General features: G+C 71.3%; 25 protein-coding genes and 1 pseudogene. 10 read left to right on the top strand and 16 right to left on the bottom strand.

Translation table 11 applies throughout. The features are described 5' to 3' along the window. Positions 1-439: 439 nt before the first annotated feature. Positions 440-1,051 (bottom strand): DNA-3-methyladenine glycosylase, encoded by a 612-nt coding sequence (locus tag ACWCXC_RS36295; RefSeq protein WP_450685459.1) that lies wholly within the window; start codon positions 1,049-1,051, stop codon positions 440-442. Between the two features lie 72 nt (positions 1,052-1,123). Between ACWCXC_RS36295 and ACWCXC_RS36290 the strand changes: the two genes are divergently transcribed. The 3 genes from ACWCXC_RS36290 to ACWCXC_RS36280 all read left to right on the top strand — a co-directional run bounded on the left by ACWCXC_RS36290 (position 1,124) and on the right by ACWCXC_RS36280 (position 3,155). Further along, positions 1,124-1,906 (top strand): sporulation protein, encoded by a 783-nt coding sequence (locus tag ACWCXC_RS36290; protein ID WP_450685458.1) that lies wholly within the window; start codon positions 1,124-1,126, stop codon positions 1,904-1,906. A 55-nt stretch (positions 1,907-1,961) separates the two neighbouring features. Then, complete coding sequence (locus tag ACWCXC_RS36285) at positions 1,962-2,501, top strand: YbhB/YbcL family Raf kinase inhibitor-like protein (RefSeq protein WP_450685457.1); 540 nt, start codon at positions 1,962-1,964, stop codon at positions 2,499-2,501. A 147-nt stretch (positions 2,502-2,648) separates the two neighbouring features. Then, entirely contained in the window at positions 2,649-3,155 is a 507-nt protein-coding gene (locus ACWCXC_RS36280) for an HNH endonuclease (protein ID WP_450685456.1), read from the top strand. Between the two features lie 60 nt (positions 3,156-3,215). Here ACWCXC_RS36280 and ACWCXC_RS36275 read toward each other — a convergent pair whose 3' ends face one another. From ACWCXC_RS36275 to ACWCXC_RS36260, 4 genes are all read right to left on the bottom strand, one after another. Then, positions 3,216-3,983 (bottom strand): sulfite exporter TauE/SafE family protein, encoded by a 768-nt coding sequence (locus ACWCXC_RS36275; protein WP_450891706.1) that lies wholly within the window; start codon positions 3,981-3,983, stop codon positions 3,216-3,218. 63 nt (positions 3,984-4,046) lie between these two features. After that, positions 4,047-4,976, bottom strand: coding sequence for an SPFH domain-containing protein (locus ACWCXC_RS36270; RefSeq protein WP_450685454.1), 930 nt, complete (start codon positions 4,974-4,976; stop codon positions 4,047-4,049). Positions 4,977-5,050: 74 nt separating this feature from the next. Further along, positions 5,051-5,482 (bottom strand): NfeD family protein, encoded by a 432-nt coding sequence (locus ACWCXC_RS36265; RefSeq protein WP_450685453.1) that lies wholly within the window; start codon positions 5,480-5,482, stop codon positions 5,051-5,053. 118 nt (positions 5,483-5,600) lie between these two features. After that, on the bottom strand, positions 5,601-6,398 hold the full coding sequence (locus ACWCXC_RS36260; protein ID WP_450685452.1) for an ABC transporter ATP-binding protein: 798 nt from the start codon (positions 6,396-6,398) through the stop codon (positions 5,601-5,603). 207 nt (positions 6,399-6,605) lie between these two features. Here ACWCXC_RS36260 and ACWCXC_RS36255 point away from each other — a divergent pair, with 207 nt between their 5' ends. Next, the gene (locus tag ACWCXC_RS36255) at positions 6,606-7,379 is read left to right on the top strand and encodes a hypothetical protein (RefSeq protein WP_450685451.1); all 774 of its coding nucleotides are present in this window, start codon (positions 6,606-6,608) and stop codon (positions 7,377-7,379) included. Between the two features lie 79 nt (positions 7,380-7,458). Here the strand turns inward: ACWCXC_RS36255 and ACWCXC_RS36250 are convergent. The 3 genes and pseudogenes from ACWCXC_RS36250 to ACWCXC_RS36240 form a co-directional block, all read right to left on the bottom strand. After that, positions 7,459-7,602: pseudogene (locus ACWCXC_RS36250) on the bottom strand (chaplin); the annotation flags it as partial. 169 nt (positions 7,603-7,771) lie between these two features. After that, positions 7,772-8,416 carry a response regulator gene (locus ACWCXC_RS36245; protein WP_383649223.1) on the bottom strand — a complete coding sequence of 215 codons (645 nt, stop codon included), beginning with the start codon at positions 8,414-8,416 and terminating at the stop codon, positions 7,772-7,774. Next, complete coding sequence (locus ACWCXC_RS36240) at positions 8,409-9,554, bottom strand: GAF domain-containing sensor histidine kinase (RefSeq protein WP_450891705.1); 1,146 nt, start codon at positions 9,552-9,554, stop codon at positions 8,409-8,411. Before ACWCXC_RS36240 ends, ACWCXC_RS36245 begins: the two co-directional genes overlap by 8 nt. Before the next feature lie 447 nt (positions 9,555-10,001). Here ACWCXC_RS36240 and ACWCXC_RS36235 point away from each other — a divergent pair, with 447 nt between their 5' ends. Continuing rightward, positions 10,002-10,763: a transglycosylase SLT domain-containing protein gene (locus ACWCXC_RS36235; protein ID WP_450685449.1), complete on the top strand. Its 762-nt coding sequence runs from the start codon at positions 10,002-10,004 to the stop codon at positions 10,761-10,763. Between the two features lie 77 nt (positions 10,764-10,840). Here ACWCXC_RS36235 and ACWCXC_RS36230 read toward each other — a convergent pair whose 3' ends face one another. Further along, positions 10,841-13,384 carry an FHA domain-containing protein gene (locus tag ACWCXC_RS36230; RefSeq protein WP_450891704.1) on the bottom strand — a complete coding sequence of 848 codons (2,544 nt, stop codon included), beginning with the start codon at positions 13,382-13,384 and terminating at the stop codon, positions 10,841-10,843. 305 nt (positions 13,385-13,689) lie between these two features. On the opposite strand from ACWCXC_RS36230, the gene serB reads away from it, so the two are divergent. Further along, positions 13,690-14,943, top strand: coding sequence for a phosphoserine phosphatase SerB (gene serB / locus ACWCXC_RS36225; RefSeq protein WP_450891703.1), 1,254 nt, complete (start codon positions 13,690-13,692; stop codon positions 14,941-14,943). Positions 14,944-15,011: 68 nt separating this feature from the next. On the opposite strand, the gene ACWCXC_RS36220 is transcribed toward serB, so the two are convergent. The 4 genes from ACWCXC_RS36220 to ACWCXC_RS36205 form a co-directional block, all read right to left on the bottom strand. Beyond that, positions 15,012-15,530 carry a SixA phosphatase family protein gene (locus ACWCXC_RS36220; protein ID WP_450685446.1) on the bottom strand — a complete coding sequence of 173 codons (519 nt, stop codon included), beginning with the start codon at positions 15,528-15,530 and terminating at the stop codon, positions 15,012-15,014. A 74-nt stretch (positions 15,531-15,604) separates the two neighbouring features. Further along, positions 15,605-15,811 (bottom strand): hypothetical protein, encoded by a 207-nt coding sequence (locus ACWCXC_RS36215; RefSeq protein ID WP_450685445.1) that lies wholly within the window; start codon positions 15,809-15,811, stop codon positions 15,605-15,607. A 140-nt stretch (positions 15,812-15,951) separates the two neighbouring features. Next, on the bottom strand, positions 15,952-16,062 hold the full coding sequence (locus ACWCXC_RS36210) for an SGM_5486 family transporter-associated protein (RefSeq protein WP_450685460.1): 111 nt from the start codon (positions 16,060-16,062) through the stop codon (positions 15,952-15,954). A gap of 26 nt (positions 16,063-16,088) precedes the next feature. After that, the gene (locus tag ACWCXC_RS36205; RefSeq protein ID WP_450685444.1) at positions 16,089-17,372 is read right to left on the bottom strand and encodes a CynX/NimT family MFS transporter; all 1,284 of its coding nucleotides are present in this window, start codon (positions 17,370-17,372) and stop codon (positions 16,089-16,091) included. 115 nt (positions 17,373-17,487) lie between these two features. On the opposite strand from ACWCXC_RS36205, the gene ACWCXC_RS36200 reads away from it, so the two are divergent. Continuing rightward, positions 17,488-18,162 (top strand): FadR/GntR family transcriptional regulator, encoded by a 675-nt coding sequence (locus ACWCXC_RS36200; protein WP_450685443.1) that lies wholly within the window; start codon positions 17,488-17,490, stop codon positions 18,160-18,162. A 17-nt stretch (positions 18,163-18,179) separates the two neighbouring features. Here the strand turns inward: ACWCXC_RS36200 and ACWCXC_RS36195 are convergent, their stop codons facing one another. From ACWCXC_RS36195 to fabG, 3 genes are all read right to left on the bottom strand, one after another. Continuing rightward, a complete protein-coding gene (locus ACWCXC_RS36195) occupies positions 18,180-18,560 on the bottom strand; it encodes a hypothetical protein (RefSeq protein WP_450685442.1) in 381 nt (126 codons plus the stop codon). Positions 18,561-18,758: 198 nt separating this feature from the next. Next, positions 18,759-19,526 (bottom strand): enoyl-ACP reductase FabI, encoded by a 768-nt coding sequence (gene fabI / locus ACWCXC_RS36190; protein WP_450685441.1) that lies wholly within the window; start codon positions 19,524-19,526, stop codon positions 18,759-18,761. Positions 19,527-19,531: 5 nt separating this feature from the next. Further along, positions 19,532-20,251 (bottom strand): 3-oxoacyl-[acyl-carrier-protein] reductase, encoded by a 720-nt coding sequence (fabG, locus tag ACWCXC_RS36185; protein ID WP_450685440.1) that lies wholly within the window; start codon positions 20,249-20,251, stop codon positions 19,532-19,534. A gap of 228 nt (positions 20,252-20,479) precedes the next feature. On the opposite strand from fabG, the gene ACWCXC_RS36180 reads away from it, so the two are divergent. The 3 genes from ACWCXC_RS36180 (at position 20,480) to tyrS (ending at position 24,806) form a co-directional block, all read left to right on the top strand. Further along, entirely contained in the window at positions 20,480-22,003 is a 1,524-nt protein-coding gene (locus ACWCXC_RS36180) for a TldD/PmbA family protein (protein WP_450685439.1), read from the top strand. Positions 22,004-22,085: 82 nt separating this feature from the next. Next, positions 22,086-23,480, top strand: a complete 1,395-nt coding sequence (locus ACWCXC_RS36175; protein WP_450891702.1) for a metallopeptidase TldD-related protein — start codon at positions 22,086-22,088, stop codon at positions 23,478-23,480. 57 nt (positions 23,481-23,537) lie between these two features. Then, entirely contained in the window at positions 23,538-24,806 is a 1,269-nt protein-coding gene (gene tyrS, locus ACWCXC_RS36170; protein WP_450685437.1) for a tyrosine--tRNA ligase, read from the top strand. Positions 24,807-24,860: the final 54 nt, after the last annotated feature.

Below are 24,860 nucleotides of genomic sequence, written 5' to 3'. Positions count from 1 at the left end.
AACATATCTGGCGTTGACTTTTGGCACGCTGTTGAGTTCTCAAGGAACGGACGCTTCCTTTGTACTCACCCCTGCGGGCTTTCCTCCGGGCGCTTTCCTTCGGTCTTGCGTTTCCGACTCTATCAGACTCTTTCGTGTCCGATTCCCGGTCGAAGCGGGTCCAGCTTTTACCTTCCAGGAATTCGCTTTCGCGCTTTCCCTTTCGGCGTGTCCACTACGTTAGCGGATTTCCTCGGTCACTCATAATCGAGTCCCGGGGTTGTATTTTGGCACGCCAAAATACGCACCCGCTGAGGGTGAATCGTAGGTAGTGGTTGGCCGCCTCAGATGGTCCGGTGTGCGATCCGATGGACCGAACCAAGGACGTACCTGTGTCAAGCGACTCGGTCCACCTTAGGGGTCCACCAAGGGAGAGTCAAGTTGCCCTCGCACCGACGGCTCAGGTCTGGGTGGGCGGCTTGGCGCGCGGGCTGAGCCGGTAGGCCGACACCGTGGGGTCGCCGGCCACGAAGAACCGGTGCTGCCAGTCGTGGGCCTTGCTCACGCCCACGCGGGGCCCGACCCGGATGCGGGCGGCGGGGACGGGCTCCCCGTCCGTCAGCGTCACCTCGGAACCGGCCAGGAGGTCCGCGCCGATGTGCTCCGAGGTGATGCCGAGCGCCCGGCAGAAGTTCCCCGGCCCCCGTGCGAGACGCGGGGCGTCGATGCCCGCGCCCCTGCGCTCGCGCGCCAGTTCCTCGCCCGCGACGATCCGGCCGGCCCGGATGAGGACGGCCGAGGCGATGCCGTCCACGCCGGTGACGACGTTGGCGCACCAGTGGAGGCCGTGGGACCGGTAGACGTACAGATGTCCGGCCGGACCGAACATCACGGCGTTGCGGGGTGTGCGGCCCCGGTAGGCGTGCGAGGCCGGGTCGGCCGCGCCCGAGTACGCCTCCGTCTCCGTGAGGGCGATGCTCACCGTTCCCTCGGAGGTGGTGCAGGAGAGCACCGCGCCGAGCAGATCGGGGGCGACCTCTTCGGCGGGGCGGGAGAGGAGATCGGCGTTCATGCCGGTCGACGTTACCGGGAACCGGGTACGGTCCTCGCGCGTATGTAGGGGTCAGGACCTAGGAGGAGAAACATGGGCTTCAAGCGGCTGCTCGCGAGCATGGGTGCCGGCGGCGCCTCGGTGGAGACGGAGCTGACCGAGGTCAACGTCGTGCCGGGCGGGATCGTCCAGGGCGAGGTGCGGATCCAGGGCGGGTCCGTGGACCAGCAGATCGAGGGACTCTCCGTCGGGCTCCAGGCCCGGGTCGAGGTCGAGGGGCAGGACCAGGAGTACAAGCAGGACATCGAGTTCACGAAGCTCAGGCTGGGCGGGGCCTTCGAGGTGCGGGCCGGCGCGGTGCACGTGGTGCCGTTCGGGCTGGAGATCCCCTGGGAGACCCCGATCACGATGTTCGCCGGGCAGCATCTGCACGGCATGAACATCGGGGTCACCACGGAGCTGGAGATCGCGCGGGCGCTCGACTCGGGCGACCTCGACCCCATCAACGTGCACCCGCTCCCGGCCCAGCAGGCCATCCTGGACGCCTTCGGGCAGCTCGGCTTCCGCTTCCGCAGCGCCGACATGGAGCGCGGGCACATCCGCGGGACGCGCCAGCGGCTGCCGTTCTACCAGGAGATCGAGTTCCACCCGCCGTCGCAGTACCGCGGGCTGAACCAGGTCGAGCTGTCCTTCGTCGCGGACGACCGCGAGATGGACGTGATCCTGGAGATGGACAAGAAGCCGGGGCTGTTCAGCGAGGGCAGCGACTCCTACCGCTCGTTCCAGGTCGGCCTGCACGACTTCCGGGGGACCGACTGGGCGGCGTATCTGAACCAGTGGCTGGCGCAGGTCGGCGGGCAGCGCAACTGGTTCTAGGCTCGGGGAGCCGGAGACCGTCCCGGAGCTGAATCATCAGGAGAGGTGAGCTGACGTGACCGAGCCGAAGAGGGCCCCGCTTCCGCACGACTTCCATCCCGAGGTGCCCTCGTTCACCGTGGTGAGCGAGGATCTGGCGCCGGGCGGGGTGCTGGCGGACGCGCAGGTGTTCGCGGCGGGGAACACCTCGCCGCAGCTGCGGTGGGAGGGGTTCCCGGCGGAGACGAAGAGCTTCGCCGTGACGTGCTTCGACCCGGACGCCCCGACGGGCAGCGGTTTCTGGCACTGGGTGGTCTTCGACATCCCGGCGTCGGTCACGGACCTGCCGGCCGGTGCGGGCAGCGGGGCGTTCGAGGGGCTTCCCGAGGGCGCCGTGCAGGCCCGTAACGACTACGGGTCGAAGGAGTTCGGCGGCGCCGCCCCGCCGGCCGGGGAGAACCACCGTTACGTCTTCACCGTGTACGCGGTGGACACCGAGAAGCTCGGCACGGACAGCGACACGTCCCCGGCCGCGGTCGGTTTCAACCTGCGTTTCCACACGCTGGGCCGGGCCCAGTTGGTCGGGGAGTACGCCGAACCCGCCGCCGGAGCCTGAATCCGGACGTTCGCCCGCTGTTTGCCCTGCCCTGGTCCTGGAGAGATCAGGGCAGGGCACTTTTTATTGCGTTGTCCGTCACGGCCTGCCCGGCCACAGTTGATCCGGGCCTGCCAGGGGGCGGGCGGCACACGGGAGGTGGGCGAGATGCGGGACACGCTGGTACTGAACGCGAGCTTCGAGCCGCTGTCGACGGTGACGCTGAACCGTGCGGTGGTGCTGGTTCTGCAGGACAAGGCCGTCGTCGAGCAGTCCCACCCCGAGCTCCGTATGCGTGGTGCCGCCGTGGACATTCCGGTGCCGCGGGTGATCAGGCTCTGCCGGTACGTACGGGTGCCGTTCCGAAGACAGGCCCCGTGGTCCAGGAGGGGGGTGCTGATCCGGGACCAGCACCGGTGCGCGTACTGCGGGCGGCGGGCGAGCACCGTCGACCATGTGCTGCCGCGCGCCCAGGGGGGCCAGGACACCTGGCTGAACACGGTGGCGTCCTGTGCGGAGGACAACCACCGCAAGGCCGCGCGAACGCCGGAGGAGGCGGGGATGCCGTTGCTGCGGCAGCCGTTCGTGCCCTCGCCGGCGGACGCGATGCTGCTGGCGCTGGCGGCCGGGGACCGGTCGGAGCTGCCGGAGTGGCTGTCCCGGTCCGCGGCGTAGCCGCCGTACGACCGCTGCTGTAGGGGAGGCCCGCCTCGTGAGGAGGCGGGCTTCGTCGTGTCAGCGCAGGACGAGCTGGACGATGGCGACCGTACCGACCGTGACGATGAGGCCGCGCAGCAGTGCGGGGCTGAGGCGGCGGCCGATCGTGGCGCCTATCTGGCCGCCGAGGGCGGAGCCGACGGCGATCAGGACGACGGCGGTCCAGTCGAAGTCGGCGACGAAGAGGAAGAAGAGCGCGGCGATGCTGTTGACGACGGCCGCCAGGACGTTCTTCACGGCGTTCAGGCGCTGCATGGTGTCGTCCAGCAGCATGCCCATGAGGGAGAGGTAGATGATCCCCTGGGCGGCGGTGAAGTAGCCGCCGTAGACGCTGGCGAGCATCAGTCCGACGAAGAGCAGCGGGCCGCCGTCGGGGCGGGCCTCGCCGCCGGTCCGTTCGCGGCGGCGCTGGACGGCTTTGCTGATGCGTGGTTGCAGGATGACGAGGACGAGGGCCAGGGCGACCAGGACCGGGACGATCGTCTCGAAGGCGGTGGAGGGCAGCGCGAGGAGCAGGGTGGCGCCGGTGAGGCCGCCGATGAGAGCGCCGACGGCGAGGTTGAGGACGCGGCGGCGCTGGCCCTCCAGTTCCTTGCGGTAGCCGATGGCGCCGCTGATGGAGCCGGGGATCAGGCCGAGGGCGTTGGAGACGGTGGCGGTGACCGGCGGCAGGCCGACGGCCAGGAGCACCGGGAAGGTGATCAGCGTGCCGGAGCCGACGATCGTGTTGATCGCGCCCGCGCTGATGCCCGCCGCGAAGACGGCGAGCATCTCCCAGATGGTCATGGCTCATCCCCCGTGCCTGATCGGTGTTCGGTGCACCGAATCATGCACGAGGGGTGGCGGGCGTCAGTCGACGGGGGGTTCCTCGCGGCGTTCGGCGGCGGTGTTGAAGCCGGGGACGCCGCCGCCGATGTTGCCGAAGGCGCCGCTGAGGCCCTTGAGGGCGTCGCCGATCTCGCTCGGGACGATCCAGAGCTTGTTGGCGTCGCCCTCGGCGATCTTCGGGAGCATCTGGAGGTACTGGTACGAGAGGAGCTTCTGGTCCGGGTCGCCGGCGTGGATCGACTCGAAGACCGTACGGATCGCCTGAGCCTCGCCCTCCGCGCGCAGGGCGGCGGCCTTGGCCTCGCCCTCGGCCCGCAGGATGGCGGACTGCTTCTCGCCCTCCGCGGTGAGGATCGCGGACTGCCGGGTGCCCTCGGCCTGGAGGATGGCGGCGCGCTTGTCGCGGTCGGCGCGCATCTGCTTCTCCATCGAGTCCTGGATAGAGGTGGGCGGTTCGATCGCCTTGAGCTCGACGCGGTTGACGCGGATGCCCCACTTGCCGGTGGCCTCGTCGAGGACTCCGCGCAGCGCGGCGTTGATCTCCTCGCGGGAGGTCAGGGTCCGTTCCAGGTCCATGCCGCCGATGATGTTGCGGAGCGTGGTGACGGTGAGCTGCTCGATGGCCTGGATGTAGCTGGCGACCTCGTACGTCGCGGCCCTGGCGTCGGTCACCTGGTAGTAGATGACGGTGTCGATGTTGACGACCAGGTTGTCCTGGGTGATGACGGGCTGCGGCGGGAAGGGCACGACCTGCTCGCGCAGGTCGATCCGGTTGCGGATCGAGTCGATGAACGGGACGACGATGTTCAGGCCCGCGTTGAGGGTGCGGGTGTACCGGCCGAACCGTTCGACGATGGCGGCGCTGGCCTGGGGAATGACCTGGATCGTCTTGATCAGAGCGATGAAGACGAGCACCACCAGAATGATCAGGACGATGATGATCGGTTGCATCGTTTCCTCGTGCCCTTCGGTTGATGATCGTCACCGAGTCTGACAGAACGCGCCTTGGCGTGGGGGCAGTTCGGTCACATGACGACGGCCGTCGCCCCGTCGATGTCGACGACGTCGACCTGTTGGCCGGGCTCGAAGCTGAGCTCGGCGTCGAGTGAGCGGGCCGACCAGACCTCGCCGGCCAGTTTGATGCGCCCGCCGGCGCCGTCCACCCGTTCCAGGACGACGGCCTGACGGCCCTTCAGGGCATCGATGCCGGTGGCGTGCTGGGGCGCGCGGTCCCCGCGCTGCCGGCCGGCGATCACGCGTACCACGGCCGTCAGCGCCACCGAGACGATGACGAAGACCAGGACCTGGGCGACGATTCCGCCACCGAGGGCCGCGACGACCGCGGCGGCGACCGCGCCCACGGCGAACATGCCGAACTCGGGCATCGCGGTGAGGACGAGCGGAATGCCCAGTCCCACCGCACCGATCAGCCACCACACCCACGCGTCGATGTCCACGGGGTCATCGTAGGACCGCAGGCACCCTCACGGACAGGGCGCAACCGGGCAAGGCCGACGACAGGACCGGCGACGGGCGCTTGACGGAGCCCCGGCAGCGGGGCCCCGTCAACGGGGCTCAGCCGAGCGGGAGTCCGCGGGCGGTGTAGCGGTCGCCCTGGTGCTCGACGACGAGGGGCAGGCCGAAGCAGAGGGAGAGGTTGCGGGAGGTGAGCTCGGTCTCCATGGGGCCGGCGGCGAGCACCTTGCCCTGACGGATCATCAGGACGTGGGTGAAGCCGGGGGCGATCTCCTCGACGTGGTGGGTCACCATGATCATCGAGGGGGCGTACGGATCGCGGGCCAGCCGGCCGAGCCGGCGCACCAGGTCCTCGCGCCCGCCGAGGTCGAGACCGGCGGCCGGTTCGTCGAGGAGGAGCAGCTCGGGGTCGGTCATCATGGCGCGGGCGATCAGGGTGCGCTTGCGCTCGCCCTCGGAGAGGGTGCCGAACTTCCGGTCGAGGTACTCGGTCATGCCGAGGCGGTCGAGGAAGGCGCGGGCGCGGTCCTCGTCGACCTGGTCGTAGTCCTCTTTCCAGGTGGCGGTCATGCCGTACGCGGCGGTGAGCACCGTCTGCAGGACGGTCTGGCGGCGGGGCAGCTTCTCGGCCATGGCGACGCCCGCGATGCCGATGCGGGGGCGGAGGTCGAAGACGTCGGTGCCGACGCCGCCGAGCCGCTCGCCGAGGACGGAGACGGTCCCCGTGGTCGGGAAGAGGTAGCTGGACGCGATGTTGAGGAGGGTGGTCTTGCCGGCGCCGTTCGGGCCGAGGATGACCCAGCGCTCCCCCTCCTTGACCGCCCAGGAGACGTCGTCCACCAGAGCGCGTCCGTCGCGGACCACGGATACGTCCACCAGCTCCAGTACATCGCTCATGAGCGCGTTGTCTCCCCATGCAGTGTCGAGATCGTCGCGTGCCGGTGGGCACAGCTCCCAGGGAAAACCTACGCCACCGCGCGAGTGCGAGGGGTCCCAGGGGGCTGCCGAGGGGCCCGTCCCACGGATCGGCCGTGACCGGCGGGGCGGCCCAAGGGGTGCCGTCGCGCGCCCGCCGGGGACCGCGGACGCCCTTAGGCTGTGCCCATGCATTCGGAACCACGCTCAGGGCTGCTGGCCGCTTGGGGCAACGCGCTGCTGGCCGGGCTCGTGTCGCCCGACGACGCGGCGGCGGCCATCGTCGGGGAGGACGCGGTGCACCGCGTCGAGGGGCTGCCGGGTGAGGCGGGTCCGGTCGGGCTGACCCTCGCCCTGGGGCGGCTGCGGCGGCTGGGGGCGACGGGGTTCCGGGTGGCGCTGCCGGTTCCCGGGCATCCGCTGGGGCTGAGCGGTCCCGCGGAGTTCAACGCCCGCGCGCTGGAGGCGGAGGAGGCCGTGGTCACCTTCGGTGCGCCGTACGGGCTGGTACCCGAGGTGCGGGCGGCCGGGCACACCGGGGACCAGCACGTCGAGTGCGTCTGGCACTGTCTGACGGTGCGCGAGGCGCCCCCGGCGGACGTGCCGTCCCTGGGCGAGGCGGAACGGGAGCTGGCCGAGGCGATGCGGGAGGCGACGTCGGTGCTGTCGCGCCTCGACGTGGCGGCCTCCGGGCCGGTGGCCGAGGCCGCGCTGGACGCGTACCGGGCGCGGGCCGAGGGGGGCGAGGTGCTCGCCCCCGGGTATCCGCCGCGCGCCGCACGGGTGCTCGCGCTGGCCCAGCGGATCGGGCTGCTGATCTCCCTGGCGTACGACGGTCACGGCGGTGCGGTCAGCGCCTCCGAGATCGCGGCACGGGGCGAGGCGCTGCGGCCGGTGGAGCGGGTGGCCCGACGGGCGCAGGTCGCGGCGTACAACGCGTATGTGGAGGAGCGGGCGCGGTAGGGGGACGGCCCGGAGACCGGGGCCCGGCGTTCGACGGCCCGGCGCGCCTGGAGACCCTTCGGTGTGGGGGGCCGGCGCGTCCCGAGGCCCGGCCCGGGGAGTGGGCCGCGACGCCGTGCGCGCCGGCGCCGCCGTGGCCGGTGGCGGACGCCGCGCCGGATCCGGCGGCGATGAGCCCGCCGGCGATCATGGTGACGTCGGCAGCCTTCTTCAGGTTCTTCACTCCAGGTTCCTCCTCGCGTCGCCGCGACGGTCCGCCGCGGCACGCCCTGAAGAACGCCCGCGGCCGGAAGAGGATCCGCCGTTCGGGTGACGCATACCCGCGTGAGTGAATTCGCGGAGCCGAGCCGACGCCGAGCGGGGGCGGGCCGGTGCCGGGCCGGAGGGCGGGATCAGCCCGCCGCGCCGTGCCGTACGGCCCACAGGGCGGCCTGGGTGCGGTCCGCCAGGTCGAGCTTCATCAGGATGTTCGAGACATGGGTCTTGACGGTCTTCTCGGACAGAACGAGGGCCCGCGCGATCTCCCGGTTGGAGCGGCCGTCGGCGATCAGGCCGAGGACCTCGCGCTCGCGTTCGGTCAGGGTGCTCCCCCGCCCCGTTCCGGCGCCGGGTTCGTCCTGGGCGAGCAGCGCCCCGGCCACCTCGGGCTGGAGGAGGACGTGGCCCGCGTGGACCGAGCGGATGGCGCCGGCCAGCGCGTCGGGGTCGACGTCCTTGTACACGTAACCGGAGGCTCCGGCGCGCAGGGCGGGGACCACCGTGCGCTGCTCGGTGAAGCTGGTGACGATGAGGACCTTCGCGGGGTTCTCCAGCTCGCGCAGGCGGCGCAGGGCCTCGATGCCGTCGGTGCCGGGCATCTTGATGTCCATCAGGACCACGTCCGGCCGCAGCTCCTCGGCCCTGGCCACGCCCTCGGCGCCGTCGGACGCCTCCCCGACGACCTCTATGTCGTCCTGGATCTCCAGGAAGGTGCGCAGGCCCCTGCGGACCACCTGGTGGTCGTCGACCAGCAGCACCTTGATGGTCCCGTCAGCCACAGGGCACCTCCATCTCGATCGTGGTGCCCTTGCCGGGCGCCGATTCAACGCTGAGTGTTCCGCCGACCCCGGCGGCGCGGTCCCGCATGGAGACCAGGCCCAGATGGCGTCCGGCCCGCCGGGTGGCCGCCGGGTCGAAGCCGCGCCCGTCGTCGGTGACGCGGAGCACGGTGCCCCCGTCGCGGCGGGCGAGGGTGACGTCGACGTGGTCGGCCCCCGAGTGGCGCAGGGCGTTGTGCAGGGCCTCCTGGGAGACCCGCAGCAGGGCCTCCTCCTGGGAGGCCGGCAGCGCCCGTACGCCGGCGCCGGTGAAGGTGACCCGGGCCGTGTGGGCCCGGTCCATGACCTGGATCTGGGTGCGCAGGGTGGCGACGAGCCCGTCCTCGTCCAGGGCGGCGGGGCGCAGCTCGACGACGGCGGCGCGCAGCTCGTCGGCGGCCTCGGCGGCCAGCGCGGCGACCTGGTGCAGCTCGCCCTTGGCGCGGGCCGGGTCGCGGTCGACGAGGGCGGCGGCGGCCTGGGCGGTGAGGCGGAGGGAGAAGAGCTTCTGGCTGACCGCGTCGTGCAGCTCGTGGGCGAGCCGGGAGCGCTCCTCGGCGATCGTCAGCTCGCGGCTGCGTTCGTAGAGCCGGGCGTTGGTGAGGGCGATCGCCGCGTGCTGGGCGAGGATCGACAGCAGTTCCTCGTCCTCGGCGGTGAATCCGCAGCTGCCCTCGGGTTTCGGGCACTGCTTGTTGGCGAGGAAGAGGGCGCCGATGACGTCGTCGCCGTCCCGGATCGGCAGTCCGAGGAAGTCGGACATGTCGGGGTGGGCGGCCGGCCAGCCCTCGAACCGGGGGTCCTTGCGGACGTCGGCCAGGCGCTCGGGCTTCGCCTCGCGCAGCATCGCGGCGAGGATGCCGTGCTGGCGGGGCAGCGGGCCGATGGCCTTCCACTCCTCGTCACTCACCCCGTCGACGACGAACTGCGCGAAGCCGCCGTGGTCGTCCGGGACGCCGAGCGCCGCGTACTGCGCGTTCAGCAGTTCACGCGCCGAGGCGACGATCGTCTTGAGGACGTCGCGCATTTCGAGGTGCCTGCTCATGGCGAGCAGTGCGGCGCTCACGGCGGCGAGGCCCGAGGCGGGGCGATGGCTCATGCGCCACACCGTACCGGCGGCCCGACCTGCCCGTATCGGCCTGCGGACGGCCCCGGGGTAGGCCCTGGGGACTAGGGCCTCGGACGCGGGAGCCGTGGCGGGCCGGCGCTCCCGGACAGGGCCCCCGAAAGGGCCCCAGGCCCTCACTCAGCGAGTTGCAGGAGCAACGGATGGTGAGACGGGGCCGGGTGTGGTGTGAGGCCGGGCATAGGGCCCAGGTCACTTACGAAGTTCCCTAGTGGGTGGAAAAGGGCGATTTGCTCGGCGTCACGTGTGGGTCATAACGGACAAACGCCTCCGTGTTCCACTACCCGGCTTCGTACGTCACACCTTTGCCAGGCCATTTTGCCGCCGCTAAGAATTGCTGTTGTCCCCGACGGAGATGCGCAGTCGCTCCCGTCTTCGTCCTCCGTGAGGACTCCCGCGATTCGAAGAGGTAATGCCTGTATGTCCGCGTCCCGCATTCCCGCCCGTATCCGTAACCTGAACAAGACCCAGAAGCTCTCCGCCGCCGGTGTCTCCGCCGTCGCCGCCGCTGCCCTCTCCTTGTCCCTGGTGCCGGGTAACGCCGCGGCCGAGACCGAGCCGCAGGCCCTCTCCGCGTCCCCCGTCGTGTTCGACTCCGGCGCCCCGCAGGCCAGGACCATCCAGAACAGCCTGCTGGAGCAGCACGCCACCGCCGAGCAGCTGGTCAAGGCCGTCGACGCGGCCAAGGCCGAGAAGGCCGCCGCCGCGAAGGCCGAGAAGGCGAAGGTCGAGGCCGTCGCGAAGGCCGAGAAGGTCAAGAGCGAGGCGCGTGCCAAGGCCAAGAAGGCGAAGGCCGAGAAGGCCGTCTCCGAGCGCCACGGCCACAAGTCCAGCCGCTCCGAGTCCCGCACCCGCGTCTACGCGAACAACCTGGACGGCTGGATCCGCGAGTCGCTGGCCATCATGAAGGAGAAGGGCATCCCCGGTACGTACGAGGGGCTGCACCGCAACATCATCCGCGAGTCCAGCGGCAACCCGAACGCCATCAACGACTGGGACATCAACGCCCGCAACGGTGTGCCCTCGATCGGTCTGCTCCAGATCATCAAGCCGACCTTCGACTACTACCACGTGTCCGGCACCCCGCACACGCAGTACGACCCGGTCGCCAACATCACCGCGTCGGCCAACTACGCCGCCGACAAGTACGGCTCGATCGACAACGTCAACAGCGCCTACTGACCGGCCGTGGCACACGCCGAAGGGCGGCACCCCCGCGGGGGTGCCGCCCTTCGGCGTCGTACGGTGGCGGGCCCGAGCTACTTGCGCATGACCTCGGGCTCGTGGCGGCGCAGCAGCCGGGCGACGGCCACTCCGCAGATGATGCCGAGGACCAGCAGCACGGTGATGTTGACGCCCCACTGGCCGGCCGAGTGCTCCCACAGCGGGTCCAGGTCCGTGGGGTTCTTGGCGTCCCACGGCGGCATCAGGTGGGCCAGGTCGAGCGTGGACCCGGCGCCGGCGATGGCCCAGCGCGAGGGCATCAGCCAGGCGAACTGCTCCAGGCCGGGCGAACCGTAGACCTGGAAGAGGATGCCGGTGAAGACGACCTGGACGATGGCGAACATGACCAGCAACGGCATGGTCTTCTCGGCGGTCTTCACCAGCGAGGAGATCACCAGGCCGAACATCATCGAGGTGAAGCCGAGCGCGATGATCGTGACGCACAGCTCCACGGCCGGCGGCATGATCAGCCCCTCCTCGGGCAGATCGCGGGTGGCGAAGCCGATCCCGCAGATGATGACGCCCTGGATGGCCGTGATCACGCCGAGCACGATCACCTTGGACATCAGATAGGCCGAGCGGGACAGGCCGGTGGCCCGTTCCCGTTCGTAGATGACCCGTTCCTTGATCAGTTCTCGTACGGAGTTGGCGGCGGCCGAGAACGTCATGCCGATCACCAGGATCAGCATGATCGTTCCGGCGTCGCCGTTGAACCGGGACGGCGGCTTGGGCGGCGCCAGGCCGAAGTCGGCGGGGATGACCACGCTGACCACGCCGAGCACCGCGGGCAGGATCACCATCAGACCCATGAAGCCCTTGTCGGACGCGATCACCGAGACATAGCGGCGCATCAGCGTCCACAGCTGCGCCGACCAGCCCTGCGGCTTCGGCGGGCGCATCTGCTGCGGCGGCGGCATGTGGACGGACTGCGCGGCGACCGCGTCGATGTCGGCCGCGTACAGCTGGTAGTGCTGCGAGCCGCGCCAGCGGCCCGACCAGTCGTAGTCACGGTAGTTCTCGAAGGCCGAGAAGACATCGGCCCAGGTGCTGTAGCCGAAGAAGTTCAGCGCCTCGTCCGGCGGGCCGAAGTAGGCCACCGAACCGCCCGGCGCCATCACCAGGAGCTTGTCGCAGATCGCCAGCTCCGCGACGGAGTGGGTGACGACCAGGACGGTGCGTCCGTCGTCGGCCAGTCCGCGCAGCAGCTGCATCACATCGCGGTCCATGCCCGGGTCGAGGCCGGAGGTCGGCTCGTCCAGGAAGATCAGCGACGGCTTGGTCAGCAGCTCCAGGGCGACCGAGACGCGCTTGCGCTGGCCGCCGGAGAGCGAGGTGACCTTCTTGTCCTTGTGGATGTCGAGCTTCAGCTCGGCGAGGACCTCGTGTATCCGCGCCTGGCGCTCGTTCTCGGTGGTGTCCGCGGGGAAGCGGAGCTTGGCGGCGTACTTGAGGGCGCGGGCGACGGTGAGTTCCTTGTGCAGGATGTCGTCCTGCGGGACCAGACCGATGCGCTGCCGGAGCTCGGCGAACTGCTTGTACAGGTTCCGGTTGTCGTAGAGGACATCGCCCTGGTCGGCGGGCCGGTAGCCGGTCAGCGCCTTGAGCAGGGTGGACTTGCCGGACCCCGACGGGCCGATGACGCCGATGAGCGACTTCTCCGGGACGCCGAAGGAGACGTCCTTGAGGATCTGCTTCCCGCCGTCGACGGTCACCGTGAGGTGGCGGGCGGCGAAGGAGACCTCACCGGTGTCGACGAACTCTTCGAGCCGGTCCCCGACCAGCCGGAAGGTCGAGTGGCCGACGCCGACGATGTCGTTCGGCCCGATCAGCGCCGAACCGGACTTGGAGAGCGGCTGGCCGTTGACGTACGTGCCGTTGTGGGAGCCGAGGTCGCGGATCGAGAAGCGGCCGTCGGGCGTCGCGTGGAACTCGGCGTGGTGGCGGGAGACCTGGAGGTCGGAGACGACCAGTTCGTTCTCCAGCGCACGGCCGATCCGCATCACGCGGTCGAGGGCCAGCTGGTGGAACGTGGTCGGGCTCCGGTCGCCGTAGACGGGCGGGCCGCCCGCCGGACCGCCCGCGCCCATGCCCTGCTGCGGCACCCGGGGTTGCTGCTGCGGCGCCTGCTGCTGCCAGCCCTGCTGCGGGGCGGGCTGCTGCTGCGGCATGCCGGGGCCGGCCTGGTGCGGTGCCGGGGCATGCTGCTGCGGTGCCGGGGCGTGCTGCTGCGGGGCGGGGGCCTGGGCCCCCGCGGCGGCCTGGCCGCTGTACACCCCGGCGGCGCTGAGGCTGAGCCGGGGGCCGTCGGTGGCGTTGCCCAGGTTCACCGTGGATCCGGGGCCGATCTCCATCTGCTGGATCCGCTGCCCCTGCACATACGTGCCGTTGGTGCTGCCGTGGTCCTCGATGGACCAGCCGCGGCCGTTCCAGCTGATCGTGGCGTGCCGCCACGACACCCTGGCGTCGTCGATCGTCATGTCGCCCTGCGGATCACGTCCGAGGGTGTACGACCTGGACGGATCGAGCGTCCAGGTCCTGCCATTCAATTCCAGTACGAGTTCCGGCACTCCGCGCCCCACTAGTCGTCCCCCGAGTGACCCCCGTTGCGGGGAGTCTAGGGATGCTGAACATCGTGGGGAACTATTCCAGGACCAGTCCCGGATACGAAAGCCGGGCGGAAGGCGATGCCAAAGCCGGGCGGGACGGTGACCGAACCGAGACCGCGCTGTTGCGACCGCTCCGGGGCATACCTCACGGTTCCCGGCAGCTCGCCGCACACCGGGGCGGAACGTTTCCAAGAGCGTGATCACGGACATCGGACGCCTGTCCGATCCTCGGAACGGGCCGCCGGGCGCGTGGCCGGGACCGATACGGTGGGAACACCATGAGCGCACCTCAGCCCCCGCAGCCCGCCCCGTCTCCCGAGCCCCCCGCGTCACGGGGCTCCGACACCCCGACGCTTCTCGTGAAGATCTTCGGGAAGGACCGGCCCGGCATCACGGCCGGCCTCTTCGACACCCTCGCCGCCTACTCCGTGGACGTCGTCGACATCGAGCAGGTCGTCACGCGGGGCCGGATCGTCCTGTGCGCCCTGGTCACCGCCCCGACCGCGGGCGGGACCACGGAGGGCGATCTGCGGGCCACCGTGCACAGCTGGGCCGAGTCGCTGAAGCTCCAGGCCGAGATCATCTCCGGGACGGGCGACAACCGCCCGCGCGGCGACGGCCGTTCCCATGTGACGGTGCTGGGGCACCCGCTGACCGCGGAGTCGACCGCCGCCATAGCGGCCAGCATCACGTCGACCGGCGGGAACATCGACCGTATCTTCCGGCTGGCGAAGTATCCGGTGACGGCCGTGGAGTTCGCCGTGTCCGGTACGGGGACGGAGGCGCTGCGCACCGCGCTGGCCACCCAGTCCACCAAGATCGGTGTGGACGTGGCCGTGGTCTCGGCCGGGCTGAGCCGGCGGGCGCAGCGGCTGGTGGTGATGGACGTCGACTCGACGCTCATCCAGGACGAGGTGATCGAGCTGTTCGCGGCCCATGCCGGCTGCGAGGCCCAGGTCGCGGAGGTGACCGAGCGGGCGATGCGCGGCGAGCTCGACTTCGAGCAGTCGCTGCACGCCCGGGTGGCGCTGCTGGCCGGGCTGGACGCCTCGGTGGTGGAGAAGGTCCGCGCCGAGGTGCGGCTGACGCCGGGGGCCCGCACCCTGATCCGTACGCTCAAGCGGCTCGGCTACCAAGTGGGGGTCGTCTCCGGCGGCTTCACGCAGGTGACCGACGATCTCAAGGAGCGGCTGGGGCTCGACTTCGCCTCGGCGAACACGCTGGAGATCGTGGACGGGAAGTTCACCGGCCGGGTGACCGGGGAGATCGTGGACCGGGCGGGCAAGGCGCGGCTGCTGCGCCGGTTCGCCGCGGAGGCCGGGGTGCCGCTGGCGCAGACGGTGGCGATCGGCGACGGGGCGAACGATCTGGACATGCTGAACACGGCGGGGCTCGGGGTCGCCTTCAACGCCAAGCCGGTGGTCCGCGAGGCCGCGCACACGGCGGTGAACGTGCCGTTCCTGGACACCGTGCTCTATCTGCTGGGCGTCACGCGCGAGGAGGTCGAGGCCGCCGACGGTCTCGTCGAGTAGCCCTCGGTACGCGGAAGGGCCCCGGTGCGCGGTGCGCGTGCCGGGGCCCTTCCGTGTGCCGGGGGGTGTCAGTCGTTCGGAGTCCAGTACTCGACGAGCGTGCCGACGCCGTGTTCGACGGTCTTCCAGCCGCCCGTGAACGCGACCACGGCGAAGGCGGCGGTCGGGAAGCCGCCGCGGCTCATCCGGGCCAGGGCATCGCCCTCGGCGTCGCCGGAGAGGGCGTCGGCGACGGCGTGCATCCCGGGGTTGTGGCCGATCACGAGCAGATCGCGGACCTCGTCGGGGGTCTCGTTGAGCAGGGCGATCAGCTCGCCGGGCGAAGCCTCGTAGATGCGCTCCTCGTACACGGTCCTGGGGCGCTCGGGCATCTCGTGCACGGCGAGCTTCCAGGTCTCCCGCGTCCGGGCGGCGGTGGAGCAGAGGGCCAGGTCGAAGGCGATCCCGGAGTCGGCGAGCTTGCGGCCGGCGACCGGGGCGTCCTTGCGGCCCCGTTCCGCGAGCGGGCGCTCGTGGTCGGAGTCGTTCGACCATTCCGCCTTGGCATGCCTGAGTAGGACGATCCTGCGAGGTGTATCGACGCTCATACACCTCAGCTTCGCACGAAACGCGCGGCCCGGCGCAGGGTGTTGACGGGCTCCCGGGCCCGGTCCGCCGGACGTCAGCGGCCCAGGAACGCGACGAGGTGCCCCAGCAGCCGGCTGATCGCGGGCTCGCCGGAGGCGGCGTGCGCCTCGCCGGGCCCGGCCATCAGCAGCAGGAGCGCGGCGAAGGCCAGGGCGGGCAGCACGACGGCCCACCACGGGAGGCGGACCTCGACGCCGGCCGCGTCGGAGCGGGTGGAGCGGGTGTCCGTACGGGCCTGCATGACCGCCTCCGTGGCTGTGGGTTCTCGACATCCACGAACCTACGGATCCGGCGGCGCCGGTCCCATCCGGTGACCCACCCACTTCACCCTGACCCTGGCCCCCTAAGGGATGGTGGGGCCAGCCCCACCCCCGGCGTCCGTCAGGGCGAGAAGACCGAGGCGACCACGCCGATGACGACCGTGATCAGCAGCATGGCCCCGAGGACGAGGAGCAGCTTCTTCTGACCGTTCTGGGGATTCGGGTCGAGCACAGGAGACATGGCCCCAGTCTCGCATCTCAGCATTCGTCCTCGATCGTCCGGTCCCGGCCGGCCAGGAAGCCCGCCGCCATCTGGGGCACCATCAGGGCCGCCATCAGCGCGATCGGCACGCCCCAGCCGCCGCTGTGCTGGTAGAGGACGCCGACCAGGAGCGGGCCGGGGATGGAGATGAGGTAGCCGGTGGACTGGGCGAAGGCGGAGAGCCGGACGACGCCGGCGCCGCTGCGGGCGCGCATCCCGATCATGGTGAGGGCGAGCGGGAAGGAGCAGTTCGAGATGCCCAGGAGCACCGCCCAGACCCAGGCACCGCCGGCCGGGGCGAGGAAGAGTCCGGCGTAGCCGGCGAGACCGCAGGCGCCGAGGAAGAGGACGATCGGGCCCTGGTTCCGCATCCGGCCGGCGACCCGGGGGATGACGAAGGCGAGGGGCACGCCCATGGCCATGGTGACGGCGAGCAGCACGCCCGCGGTACCGGCCGAGACCCCGGCGTCGCGGAAGATCTGCGGCATCCAGCCCATGGTGATGTACGCGGCGGTGGCCTGGAGGCCGAAGAAGCAGGCGAGGCCCCAGGCGGTGCGGCTGCGGGTGATCCGCAGCTCGGGGGCGGGGGCCTGGGCGGCGGCGGACCGCGCGGCGGTGCCGCCGCCCCGCACCAGCGGGAGCCAGGGCAGGATCGCGGCGGCGGCGAGGACGGCCCAGATGCCCAGGCCGGCCCGCCAGCCGCCGCCGAGCGCGCCGGTCAGCGGCACGGTCACGGCGGCGGCCAGCGAGGTGCCCAGCGCCAGGGCCATGGAGTAGAGGCCGGTCATGGAGCCGACCCGGTCCGGGAACCAGCGCTTGACGATCACCGGCATCAGGACGTTGCTGACGGCGATGCCCATGAGGGCCAGGGCGCTCGCCGCGAGGAAGCCGGCGGTGCCGCCGACGAGCGGCCGGACGACCAGGCCCGCGGTGATGGCGGCCATGCCCGCGCAGACGACCGCGCCGGGCCCGAAACGGCGGGCCAGGCGCGGTGCCATGACGCCGAAGACGGCGAAGCAGAGCGGGGGCACCGAGGTGAGGACCCCGGCGACGCTGCCGCTCATGTGCAGTCCGTCGCGCACCTCCTCCAGGAGGGCGCCGAGGCTGGTGATGGCCGGGCGGAGGTTGAGCGCGGTGAGGACGAGCCCCACGGCGACCAGCCGCAGGATCCACGGGGAGGCGGCCGTCGCGCGGGCGGGGGCCTCGGTGCGGGGAACCGCGGGGGCGGCGGGGTTCAGGGTTCCGGCGGGGGTGCCGGTCGGGGTCTCGTCGTCACGCATGGGGCCATCATAGAATCATGGGATGATTGGTTGTCCAATGCTCTGAGAAGATGCGGACACCTCCGCGGGACGACGGCCCGTCCGCCGTCCGCCGCCCACCCGAGCAAGGAGCACCATGACGCTGACCACCCCGCGGCGTTCGGCACTCGCCGACCAGGTGATCGCCCAGCTGAGGAACCAGATCACGTCCGGCGAGTGGCCCGTGGGTTCGCGCATCCCGACCGAGCCCGAGCTGGTCGAGCAGCTGGGGGTGGCGCGCAACACGGTGCGCGAGGCGGTGCGCGCGCTCGCGCACAACGGACTGCTCGACATCCGCCAGGGCTCGGGCACCTATGTCGTCGCCACCAGCGAGCTGGCCGGGGTGATGCACCGCAGGTTCGCCTCGGCCGATCCGCGCCATGTGGCGGAACTGCGCTCGACCCTGGAGTCGTCGGCCGCGCGGCTGGCGGCTCTCCGGCGCACCGACCGGGATCTGAAGCAGTTGGACACGCTGATGCGGCGGCGCGAGGAGACCTGGGCGGCCGGGGACGTGGAGGCGTTCGTGGCGGCGGACGCGACGCTGCACCTGGCGGTGGTGGCGGCCTCCCACAACGACGTGCTGACGGGCCTCTACGCCGATCTGGGCGATCTGCTGCGGGACTACCTGCGGGGCGACGTCGGCGCCGAGCTGCGTCCGGAGAACCACATGGACCACGGCCGGCTGGTCGAGGCGATCCGGGCCGGCGACGCGGAGACGGCGGCGGCGGAGGCCGCGAGCCACGCGCTGACCTGCCTGGCGGACCGCGTCTGAGGCGGGGTCCGGGAGGCTCAGGTCCCGCCCGGCGCGGCGTGGGTGACCCACGCGGAGGCGACGTCCTTCCAGCAGCGGTCGTCCAGGCGCACGGTCCGCCCCGGCCGCACGTCGACGGCCCGGCCGTCGGCGTCGATGTCCCACCACTGGGCGCACTCGGTGTGCAGCTGGACACGGTCGGTGGAGGGGTACGGGTTGTGGCAGTAGGCGACGACCCGGGAGCCCTTCACCGACGTACGGCATTCGGCGCCCGAGGGTTCGGGGCTGGGGGCCGGGGGCGCGGCGGCACCGGCTGCGCCGACGTGCCCGGCGGCGTACAGCCCGGCCGGGACGAGGAGTCCGACGACGACGGCGCCGGAAGCCAGCAGGGCCTTGGTTCGGTGAGGTGTACGTCGCACAGCGATCTCCTCCCCTCGCCTGACCAGAAGTCCGGTTCCTCCACATTCTGCGGTGGATCGTCCGGCTTTTCGACCTGAGCGGCGCCAGGCCGTGCGGGACAAGGGCCGGGGCCCCGGGGGGCCCCGGGGGGGTCCGGACACACGGCCGCGCACCGCCTCCGGGGAGACGGTGCGCGGCCGGTGCGTACGGTGCCGGGCTCAGGCGCCCATCATGTGCACGCCACTGTCGACGTGGATGATCTCGCCCGTGGTGCGCGGGAAGAAGTCCGAGAGCAGCGCGACGATGCCGCGGCCGGCCGGCTCGGGGTCGGTCATGTCCCACGCGAGCGGGGCGCGGGTGTTCCACACGTCCGCCAGCCCGTCGAAGCCCGGGATGGACTTGGCGGCCATCGAGCCCAGCGGTCCGGCCGAGATCAGGTTGCAGCGGATGCCGTCCGGACCCAGGTCGCGGGCCAGGTAGCGGGAGGTGGCCTCCAGCGCGGCCTTGGCCGGGCCCATCCAGTCGTACTGCGGCCAGGCGAACTGCGCGTCGAAGGTCAGCCCGACGATCGAGCCGCCCTCGCTCATCAGCGGCTTGCACGCCATGGCGAGCGACTTCAGCGAGAACGCCGAGACGTGCATCGCGGTGGAGACCGACTCGAAGGGGGTGTTGAGGAAGTTGCCGCCGAGCGCGTCCTGCGGCGCGAAGCCGATGGAGTGGACGACGCCGTCGAGCGAGCCCAGCTCGTCGCGGACCAGACCGGCCAGCCGGTCCAGGTGCTCGTCGTTGGTCACGTCCAGCTCGATGACCTTGGCGGGCTTGGGCAGCTTCTTGGCGATGCGCTCGGTGAGCGTGGGGCGCGGGAACGCGGTCAGGATGACCTCGGCACCCTGCTCCTGGGCCACCTTGGCGGCGTGGAACGCGATGGACGACTCCATCAGCACCCCGGTGATGAGGATGCGCTTGCCGTCGAGAATTCCGCTCATGGTGATCAGTGACCCATGCCCAATCCGCCGTCAACGGGGATGACGGCTCCAGTGATGTACGAAGCGTCGTCGGAGGCCAGGAAGCGCACCGCGGCGGCGATCTCCTCCGGCTGCGCGTAACGCGCGAGCGGGACCTGGGCGACGATGCCCTTGCGCTGCTCCTCGGTGAGGACCTGCGTCATGTCGGTGTCGACGAAACCGGGCGCGACGACGTTGAACGTGATGTTCCGCGAGCCCAGCTCGCGCGCCAGGGACCTGGCGAAACCCACCAGACCGGCCTTGGACGCGGCGTAGTTGGCCTGACCGGCCGAGCCGAGGAGGCCGACGACGGAGGAGATGAGGACGACCCGGCCCTTCTTGGCCCGCAGCATGCCGCGGTTGGCGCGCTTGACCACGCGGAAGGTGCCGGTGAGGTTGGTGTCGAGGACCGAGGTGAAGTCGTCCTCGGACATCCGCATCAGCAACTGGTCTTTGGTGATACCGGCGTTGGCGACCAGCACCTCCACATTGCCGTGCTTCTCCTCGACCTCCTTGTAGGCCTGCTCCACCTGCTCGGGGTCGGTGATGTCGCAACGGACCGCGAGAACCCCGGCCTCGGTGAGCTCGGCGGGCGGCTCGCCGGAACGGTAGGTGACCGCGACCTTGTCGCCGTTGTCGGCGAAAGCGCGGGCGATGGCGAGGCCGATGCCCCGGTTTCCTCCGGTGACGAGAACCGAGCGGCTCAACGGATCACCCTTTCCCTAGCGGTCTGGTACGTCGAAAACCTATCGGTACCGTCCGCCCCGCGAGCAATCGGCCCCTGACAGGGCCTCCCGCCGGGCACTGTGGGGTTCCTACAGTCGCGGCCCCCGGCCCGTCCGGCGCCGGGGGAATTCGGCCGCGGGGCCGTCGCGGCCGTGCTTCACTGCCTCGTAACCGATCCATGGGTATGTGACACAGAGGAGTGGCCACCCGTGCCCCATGAGGTAGATCCGTCGTTCCTGAACCTTCCGCTACGGGCCCTCGCGGACGCCGCGCTGGCCCGTGCCCGCGCGCTCGGGGCGGCCCACGCCGACTTCCGGCTGGAGCGGGTGCGCAGTGCCACCTGGCGGCTGCGGGACGCGCGCCCGGCCGGATCCTCGGACACCACCGACCTCGGATACGCGGTACGGGTCGTGCACGGCGGGGCCTGGGGCTTCGCCTCCGGGGTGGATCTGACGATGGACGCGGCGGCGAAGGTGGCCTCGCGGGCCGTCGCCATGGCGAAGCTGTCGGCGAAGGTGACCGCGGCGGCGGGCTCCGACGAGGTGGTGGAGCTGGCGGACGAGCCGGTGCACGGCGAGCGGACCTGGGTCTCCTCGTACGAGACCGACCCCTTCTCCGTCCCCGCCGCGGAGAAGGCGGGACTCCTCGCCGAGTGGAGCGGCCGGCTCCTGGCGGCGGACGGGGTGGCACATGTGGACGCCTCCCTGATGACCGTCCACGAGAACAAGTTCTACGCGGACACGGCGGGAACCGTCACCACGCAGCAGCGGGTCCGGATCCATCCGCAGTTCACCGCGGTCGCCGTGGACGCGGCGACCGGCGAGTTCGACTCGATGCGCACCATCGCCCCGCCGGTGGGGCGCGGCTGGGAGTACCTGACCGGCACCGGATGGGACTGGGACGCGGAGCTGGAGTCCGTCCCCGGCCTGCTCGCCGAGAAGATGCGGGCCCCGAGCGTCGAGGCCGGCCGCTACGACCTGGTCGTCGACCCGTCGAACCTCTGGCTGACCATCCACGAGTCGATCGGCCACGCCACCGAGCTGGACCGGGCGCTGGGCTACGAGGCGGCGTACGCCGGGACCTCCTTCGCCACCTTCGACCAGCTGGGCAAGCTGGCGTACGGCTCGCCCGTGATGCACGTGACGGGCGACCGCACGGTGGAGCACGGGCTCGCGACGATCGGCTACGACGACGAGGGCGTCGAGGCGCAGTCCTGGGACCTGGTGAAGGACGGCACCCTGGTCGGCTACCAGCTGGACCGCCGGATGGCCCGCCTCACCGGCCTCGGCCGCTCCAACGGCTGCGCCTTCGCGGACTCGCCGGGCCACGTCCCCGTCCAGCGCATGGCCAATGTGTCGCTGCGGCCGGATCCCGGCGGGCTCTCCACGGAGGATCTGATCGGCGGGGTCGAGCGCGGGATCTACGTGGTCGGTGACCGTTCGTGGTCCATCGACATGCAGCGGTACAACTTCCAGTTCACCGGTCAGCGGTTCTTCCGCATCGAGAACGGCCGGCTCGCCGGTCAGCTGCGCGATGTCGCCTACCAGGCGACGACCACGGACTTCTGGGGCTCGATGGAGAAGGTGGGCGGTCCGCAGACGTACGTCCTGGGCGGCGCCTTCAACTGCGGCAAGGCCCAGCCGGGCCAGGTCGCGGCCGTCTCCCACGGCTGCCCCTCCGCCCTCTTCCGGGGCGTGAACATCCTCAACACGACGCAGGAGGCCGGGCGATGAGCGGCGACCACGGAACCGGCCGGGGGTCCGGGGGGCGCCCCCCGGGCAGGCACAGTCTCAACACGACGCAGGAGGCCGGGCGATGAGCCGCGTGAGCAAGCCGCACGAGATCGTCGAGCGGGCGCTCGGCCTGTCCACCGCGGACGGCTGTGTGGTCATCGCCGACGAGGAGTCGTCGGCCAATCTGCGCTGGGCGGGGAACGCGCTCACCACGAACGGGGTGACACGGGGGCGGACCGTGACCGTGATCGCCACGGTCGACGGCGGCGAGGGCGCCGCCTCCGGTGTGGTGTCGCGGGCCGCGGTCACCGCCGAGGACCTGGAGCCGCTGGTGCGGGCCGCCGAGGCCGCCGCGCGGGCGGCCGGTCCGGCGGAGGACGCCCAGCCGCTGGTCACCGGGGTGCCCCCGTCCCCCGACTTCACCGACGCGCCCGCCGAGACCGACTCGGACGTCTTCGCGGCGTTCGCCCCGGCCCTCGGCGACGCCTTCGCACGGGCCCGGTCCGGCGGCCGTGAGCTGTACGGCTTCGCGAACCACGAGATGACGTCCAGCTACCTGGGCACGTCCACGGGGCTGCGGCTGCGCCACGACCAGCCCAACGGGACGCTGGAGCTGAACGCCAAGTCCCCGGACCGCACGCGCTCGGCCTGGGCGGGGCACTCGACCCGGGACTTCAAGGACGTCGACCCGGCGGAGATGGACGCGGAGCTGGCGCGGCGGCTGGCCTGGGCGGAGCGCCGCGTCGAACTGCCCGCCGGGCGGTACGAGACGCTGCTGCCGCCCACGGCCGTGGCCGATCTGCTGGTCTACCAGCTGTGGTCGGCGACCGCGCGGGACGCGGCGGAGGGCCGGACGGTGTTCTCCAAGCCCGGGGGCGGCACCCGGCTGGGCGAGATGCTGTCGCCGCTGCCGCTGACCCTGTACAGCGATCCGCACGCGCCGGGCCTGGAGTCCGCCCCGTTCGTCCTGGCGCACAGCTCCGGGGACGGCGCCTCCGTCTTCGACAACGGGCTGCCGCTCGGCCGGACCGACTGGATCGGCGGCGGCCGGCTGGAACGGCTGACGACGACCCGGCACACGGCGGGCCTGACGGGGCTGCCGGTCGCCCCGGCGATCGACAATCTGCTGCTGGAGGGCGGCGGCGACCGCTCACTGGAGGAGATGGTCGCGGCGACGACCGGGCGGGCGCTGCTGCTGACCTGCCTCTGGTACATCCGGGAGGTCGATCCGGCCACCCTGCTGCTGACCGGGCTGACCCGCGACGGGGTGTACCTGGTGGAGGACGGCGAGGTCGTCGGCGAGGTGAACAACTTCCGCTTCAACGAGTCCCCGGTGGACCTGCTGTCGCGGGCCACCGAGGCCGGGCGCACCGAGCGGACGCTGCCGCGCGAGTGGGGCGACTGGTTCACCCGGGCGGCGATGCCGGCGATGCGCGTCCCGGACTTCAACATGAGCTCGGTCAGTCCGGGGGTCTGACCGGCCTAGACTGACTGACACATCGCACTTGACCGGTCTCTTAAGGAGCATGGAACCGTGACGGACATCGTCGACGAGCTGAAGTGGCGCGGGCTGTTCGCCCAGTCCACCGACGAGGACGCATTGCGCAAGGCGCTCGCGGACGGTCCCGTCACCTTCTATTGCGGGTACGACCCGACGGCTGCCAGCCTCCACGTGGGCCATCTGGTGCAGGTGCTCACCATGCGCCGGCTCCAGCGGGCGGGGCTGAAGCCGCTCGCCCTGGTGGGCGGGGCCACCGGCCAGATCGGTGACCCGCGCCCCACCGCCGAGCGCACGCTGAACGACCCGGAGACGATCGCGGCCTGGGTGGCGCGGCTGCGCACCCAGATCGAGCCGTTCCTGTCCTTCGAGGGCGAGAACGCGGCGGTCATGGTGAACAACCTGGACTGGACCGCGGGCCTGTCCGCGATCGAGTTCCTCCGGGACATCGGCAAGCACTTCCGGGTCAACAAGATGCTGACCAAGGAGTCCATCGCCCGGCGGCTGGAGTCCGACGAGGGCATCAGCTACACCGAGTTCAGCTACCAGCTGCTCCAGAGCATGGACTTCCTGGAGCTGTACCGGCGGTACGGCTGCACCCTCCAGCAGGGCGGCAGCGACCAGTGGGGCAATCTGACCGCGGGGCTCGACCTGATCCACCGCCTGGAGCCGGGCGCCGAGGTGCACGCGCTGGCGACGCCGCTGATGACGAAGGCGGACGGCACCAAGTTCGGCAAGTCCGAGAGCGGCGCCGTCTGGCTCGACCCGGAGATGACCACGCCGTACGCGTTCTACCAGTTCTGGCTGAACGTGGACGACCGAGACGTCTCGCGCTACATGCGCATCCTCAGCTTCCGCAGCCCCGCGGAGCTGGAGGAGATGGAGAAGGTCACCGAGGAGCGTCCGCAGGCGCGCACCGCGCAGCGCGCGCTGGCCGAGGAGCTGACGACGCTGGTGCACGGCGCGGACCAGTGCGCCGCCGTGGTCGCCGCGTCGAAGGCGCTGTTCGGCCAGGGCGAGCTGGCGGAGCTGGACGAGGCGACGCTGAGCGCCGCACTGTCCGAGGTTCCGCACGCCCGGGTCACCGAGCTGGGTCCGCTGGTCGACCTGCTGGTGGAGGTCGGCCTGGCCCCCAGCAAGTCGGGGGCCCGGCGCACGGTCAAGGAGGGCGGCGCGTACGTGAACAACGTGAAGGCCGTCGACGGCGAGGCGGCGCCCTCCCGCGAGGAGCTGCTGCACGGGCGCTGGCTGGTGCTGCGCCGGGGCAAGAAGAACCTCGCGGCGGTCGAGGTCACGGCCGGCTGAGCCGTACCGGACGGTCCGTGGCCCACGCACAGCGGCGGCCGGGCACGCGCGATG

It is taken from the genome of Streptomyces sp. NPDC001515, assembly GCF_053597115.1.
This window is presented reverse-complemented; position numbering and strand designations above follow the sequence as displayed.

What these genes read in the sequence shown, in the direction of transcription:
- ACWCXC_RS36290 (WP_450685458.1), top strand. Translation starts at nt 1,124, where the DNA reads ATGGGCTTCAAGCGGCTGCTCGCGAGCATGGGTGCCGGCGGCGCCTCG.
- ACWCXC_RS36220 (WP_450685446.1), bottom strand. Translation starts at nt 15,530, where the DNA reads ATGAGCGTCGATACACCTCGCAGGATCGTCCTACTCAGGCATGCCAAG.
- ACWCXC_RS36275 (WP_450891706.1), bottom strand. Translation starts at nt 3,983, where the DNA reads ATGACCATCTGGGAGATGCTCGCCGTCTTCGCGGCGGGCATCAGCGCG.
- ACWCXC_RS36270 (WP_450685454.1), bottom strand. Translation starts at nt 4,976, where the DNA reads ATGCAACCGATCATCATCGTCCTGATCATTCTGGTGGTGCTCGTCTTC.
- ACWCXC_RS36200 (WP_450685443.1), top strand. Translation starts at nt 17,488, where the DNA reads ATGACGCTGACCACCCCGCGGCGTTCGGCACTCGCCGACCAGGTGATC.
- ACWCXC_RS36215 (WP_450685445.1), bottom strand. Translation starts at nt 15,811, where the DNA reads ATGCAGGCCCGTACGGACACCCGCTCCACCCGCTCCGACGCGGCCGGC.
- fabI (WP_450685441.1), bottom strand. Translation starts at nt 19,526, where the DNA reads ATGAGCGGAATTCTCGACGGCAAGCGCATCCTCATCACCGGGGTGCTG.
- ACWCXC_RS36280 (WP_450685456.1), top strand. Translation starts at nt 2,649, where the DNA reads ATGCGGGACACGCTGGTACTGAACGCGAGCTTCGAGCCGCTGTCGACG.
- ACWCXC_RS36205 (WP_450685444.1), bottom strand. Translation starts at nt 17,372, where the DNA reads ATGCGTGACGACGAGACCCCGACCGGCACCCCCGCCGGAACCCTGAAC.
- ACWCXC_RS36175 (WP_450891702.1), top strand. Translation starts at nt 22,086, where the DNA reads ATGAGCCGCGTGAGCAAGCCGCACGAGATCGTCGAGCGGGCGCTCGGC.
- ACWCXC_RS36255 (WP_450685451.1), top strand. Translation starts at nt 6,606, where the DNA reads ATGCATTCGGAACCACGCTCAGGGCTGCTGGCCGCTTGGGGCAACGCG.
- ACWCXC_RS36295 (WP_450685459.1), bottom strand. Translation starts at nt 1,051, where the DNA reads ATGAACGCCGATCTCCTCTCCCGCCCCGCCGAAGAGGTCGCCCCCGAT.
- ACWCXC_RS36240 (WP_450891705.1), bottom strand. Translation starts at nt 9,554, where the DNA reads ATGAGCCATCGCCCCGCCTCGGGCCTCGCCGCCGTGAGCGCCGCACTG.
- serB (WP_450891703.1), top strand. Translation starts at nt 13,690, where the DNA reads ATGAGCGCACCTCAGCCCCCGCAGCCCGCCCCGTCTCCCGAGCCCCCC.
- ACWCXC_RS36235 (WP_450685449.1), top strand. Translation starts at nt 10,002, where the DNA reads ATGTCCGCGTCCCGCATTCCCGCCCGTATCCGTAACCTGAACAAGACC.
- ACWCXC_RS36260 (WP_450685452.1), bottom strand. Translation starts at nt 6,398, where the DNA reads ATGAGCGATGTACTGGAGCTGGTGGACGTATCCGTGGTCCGCGACGGA.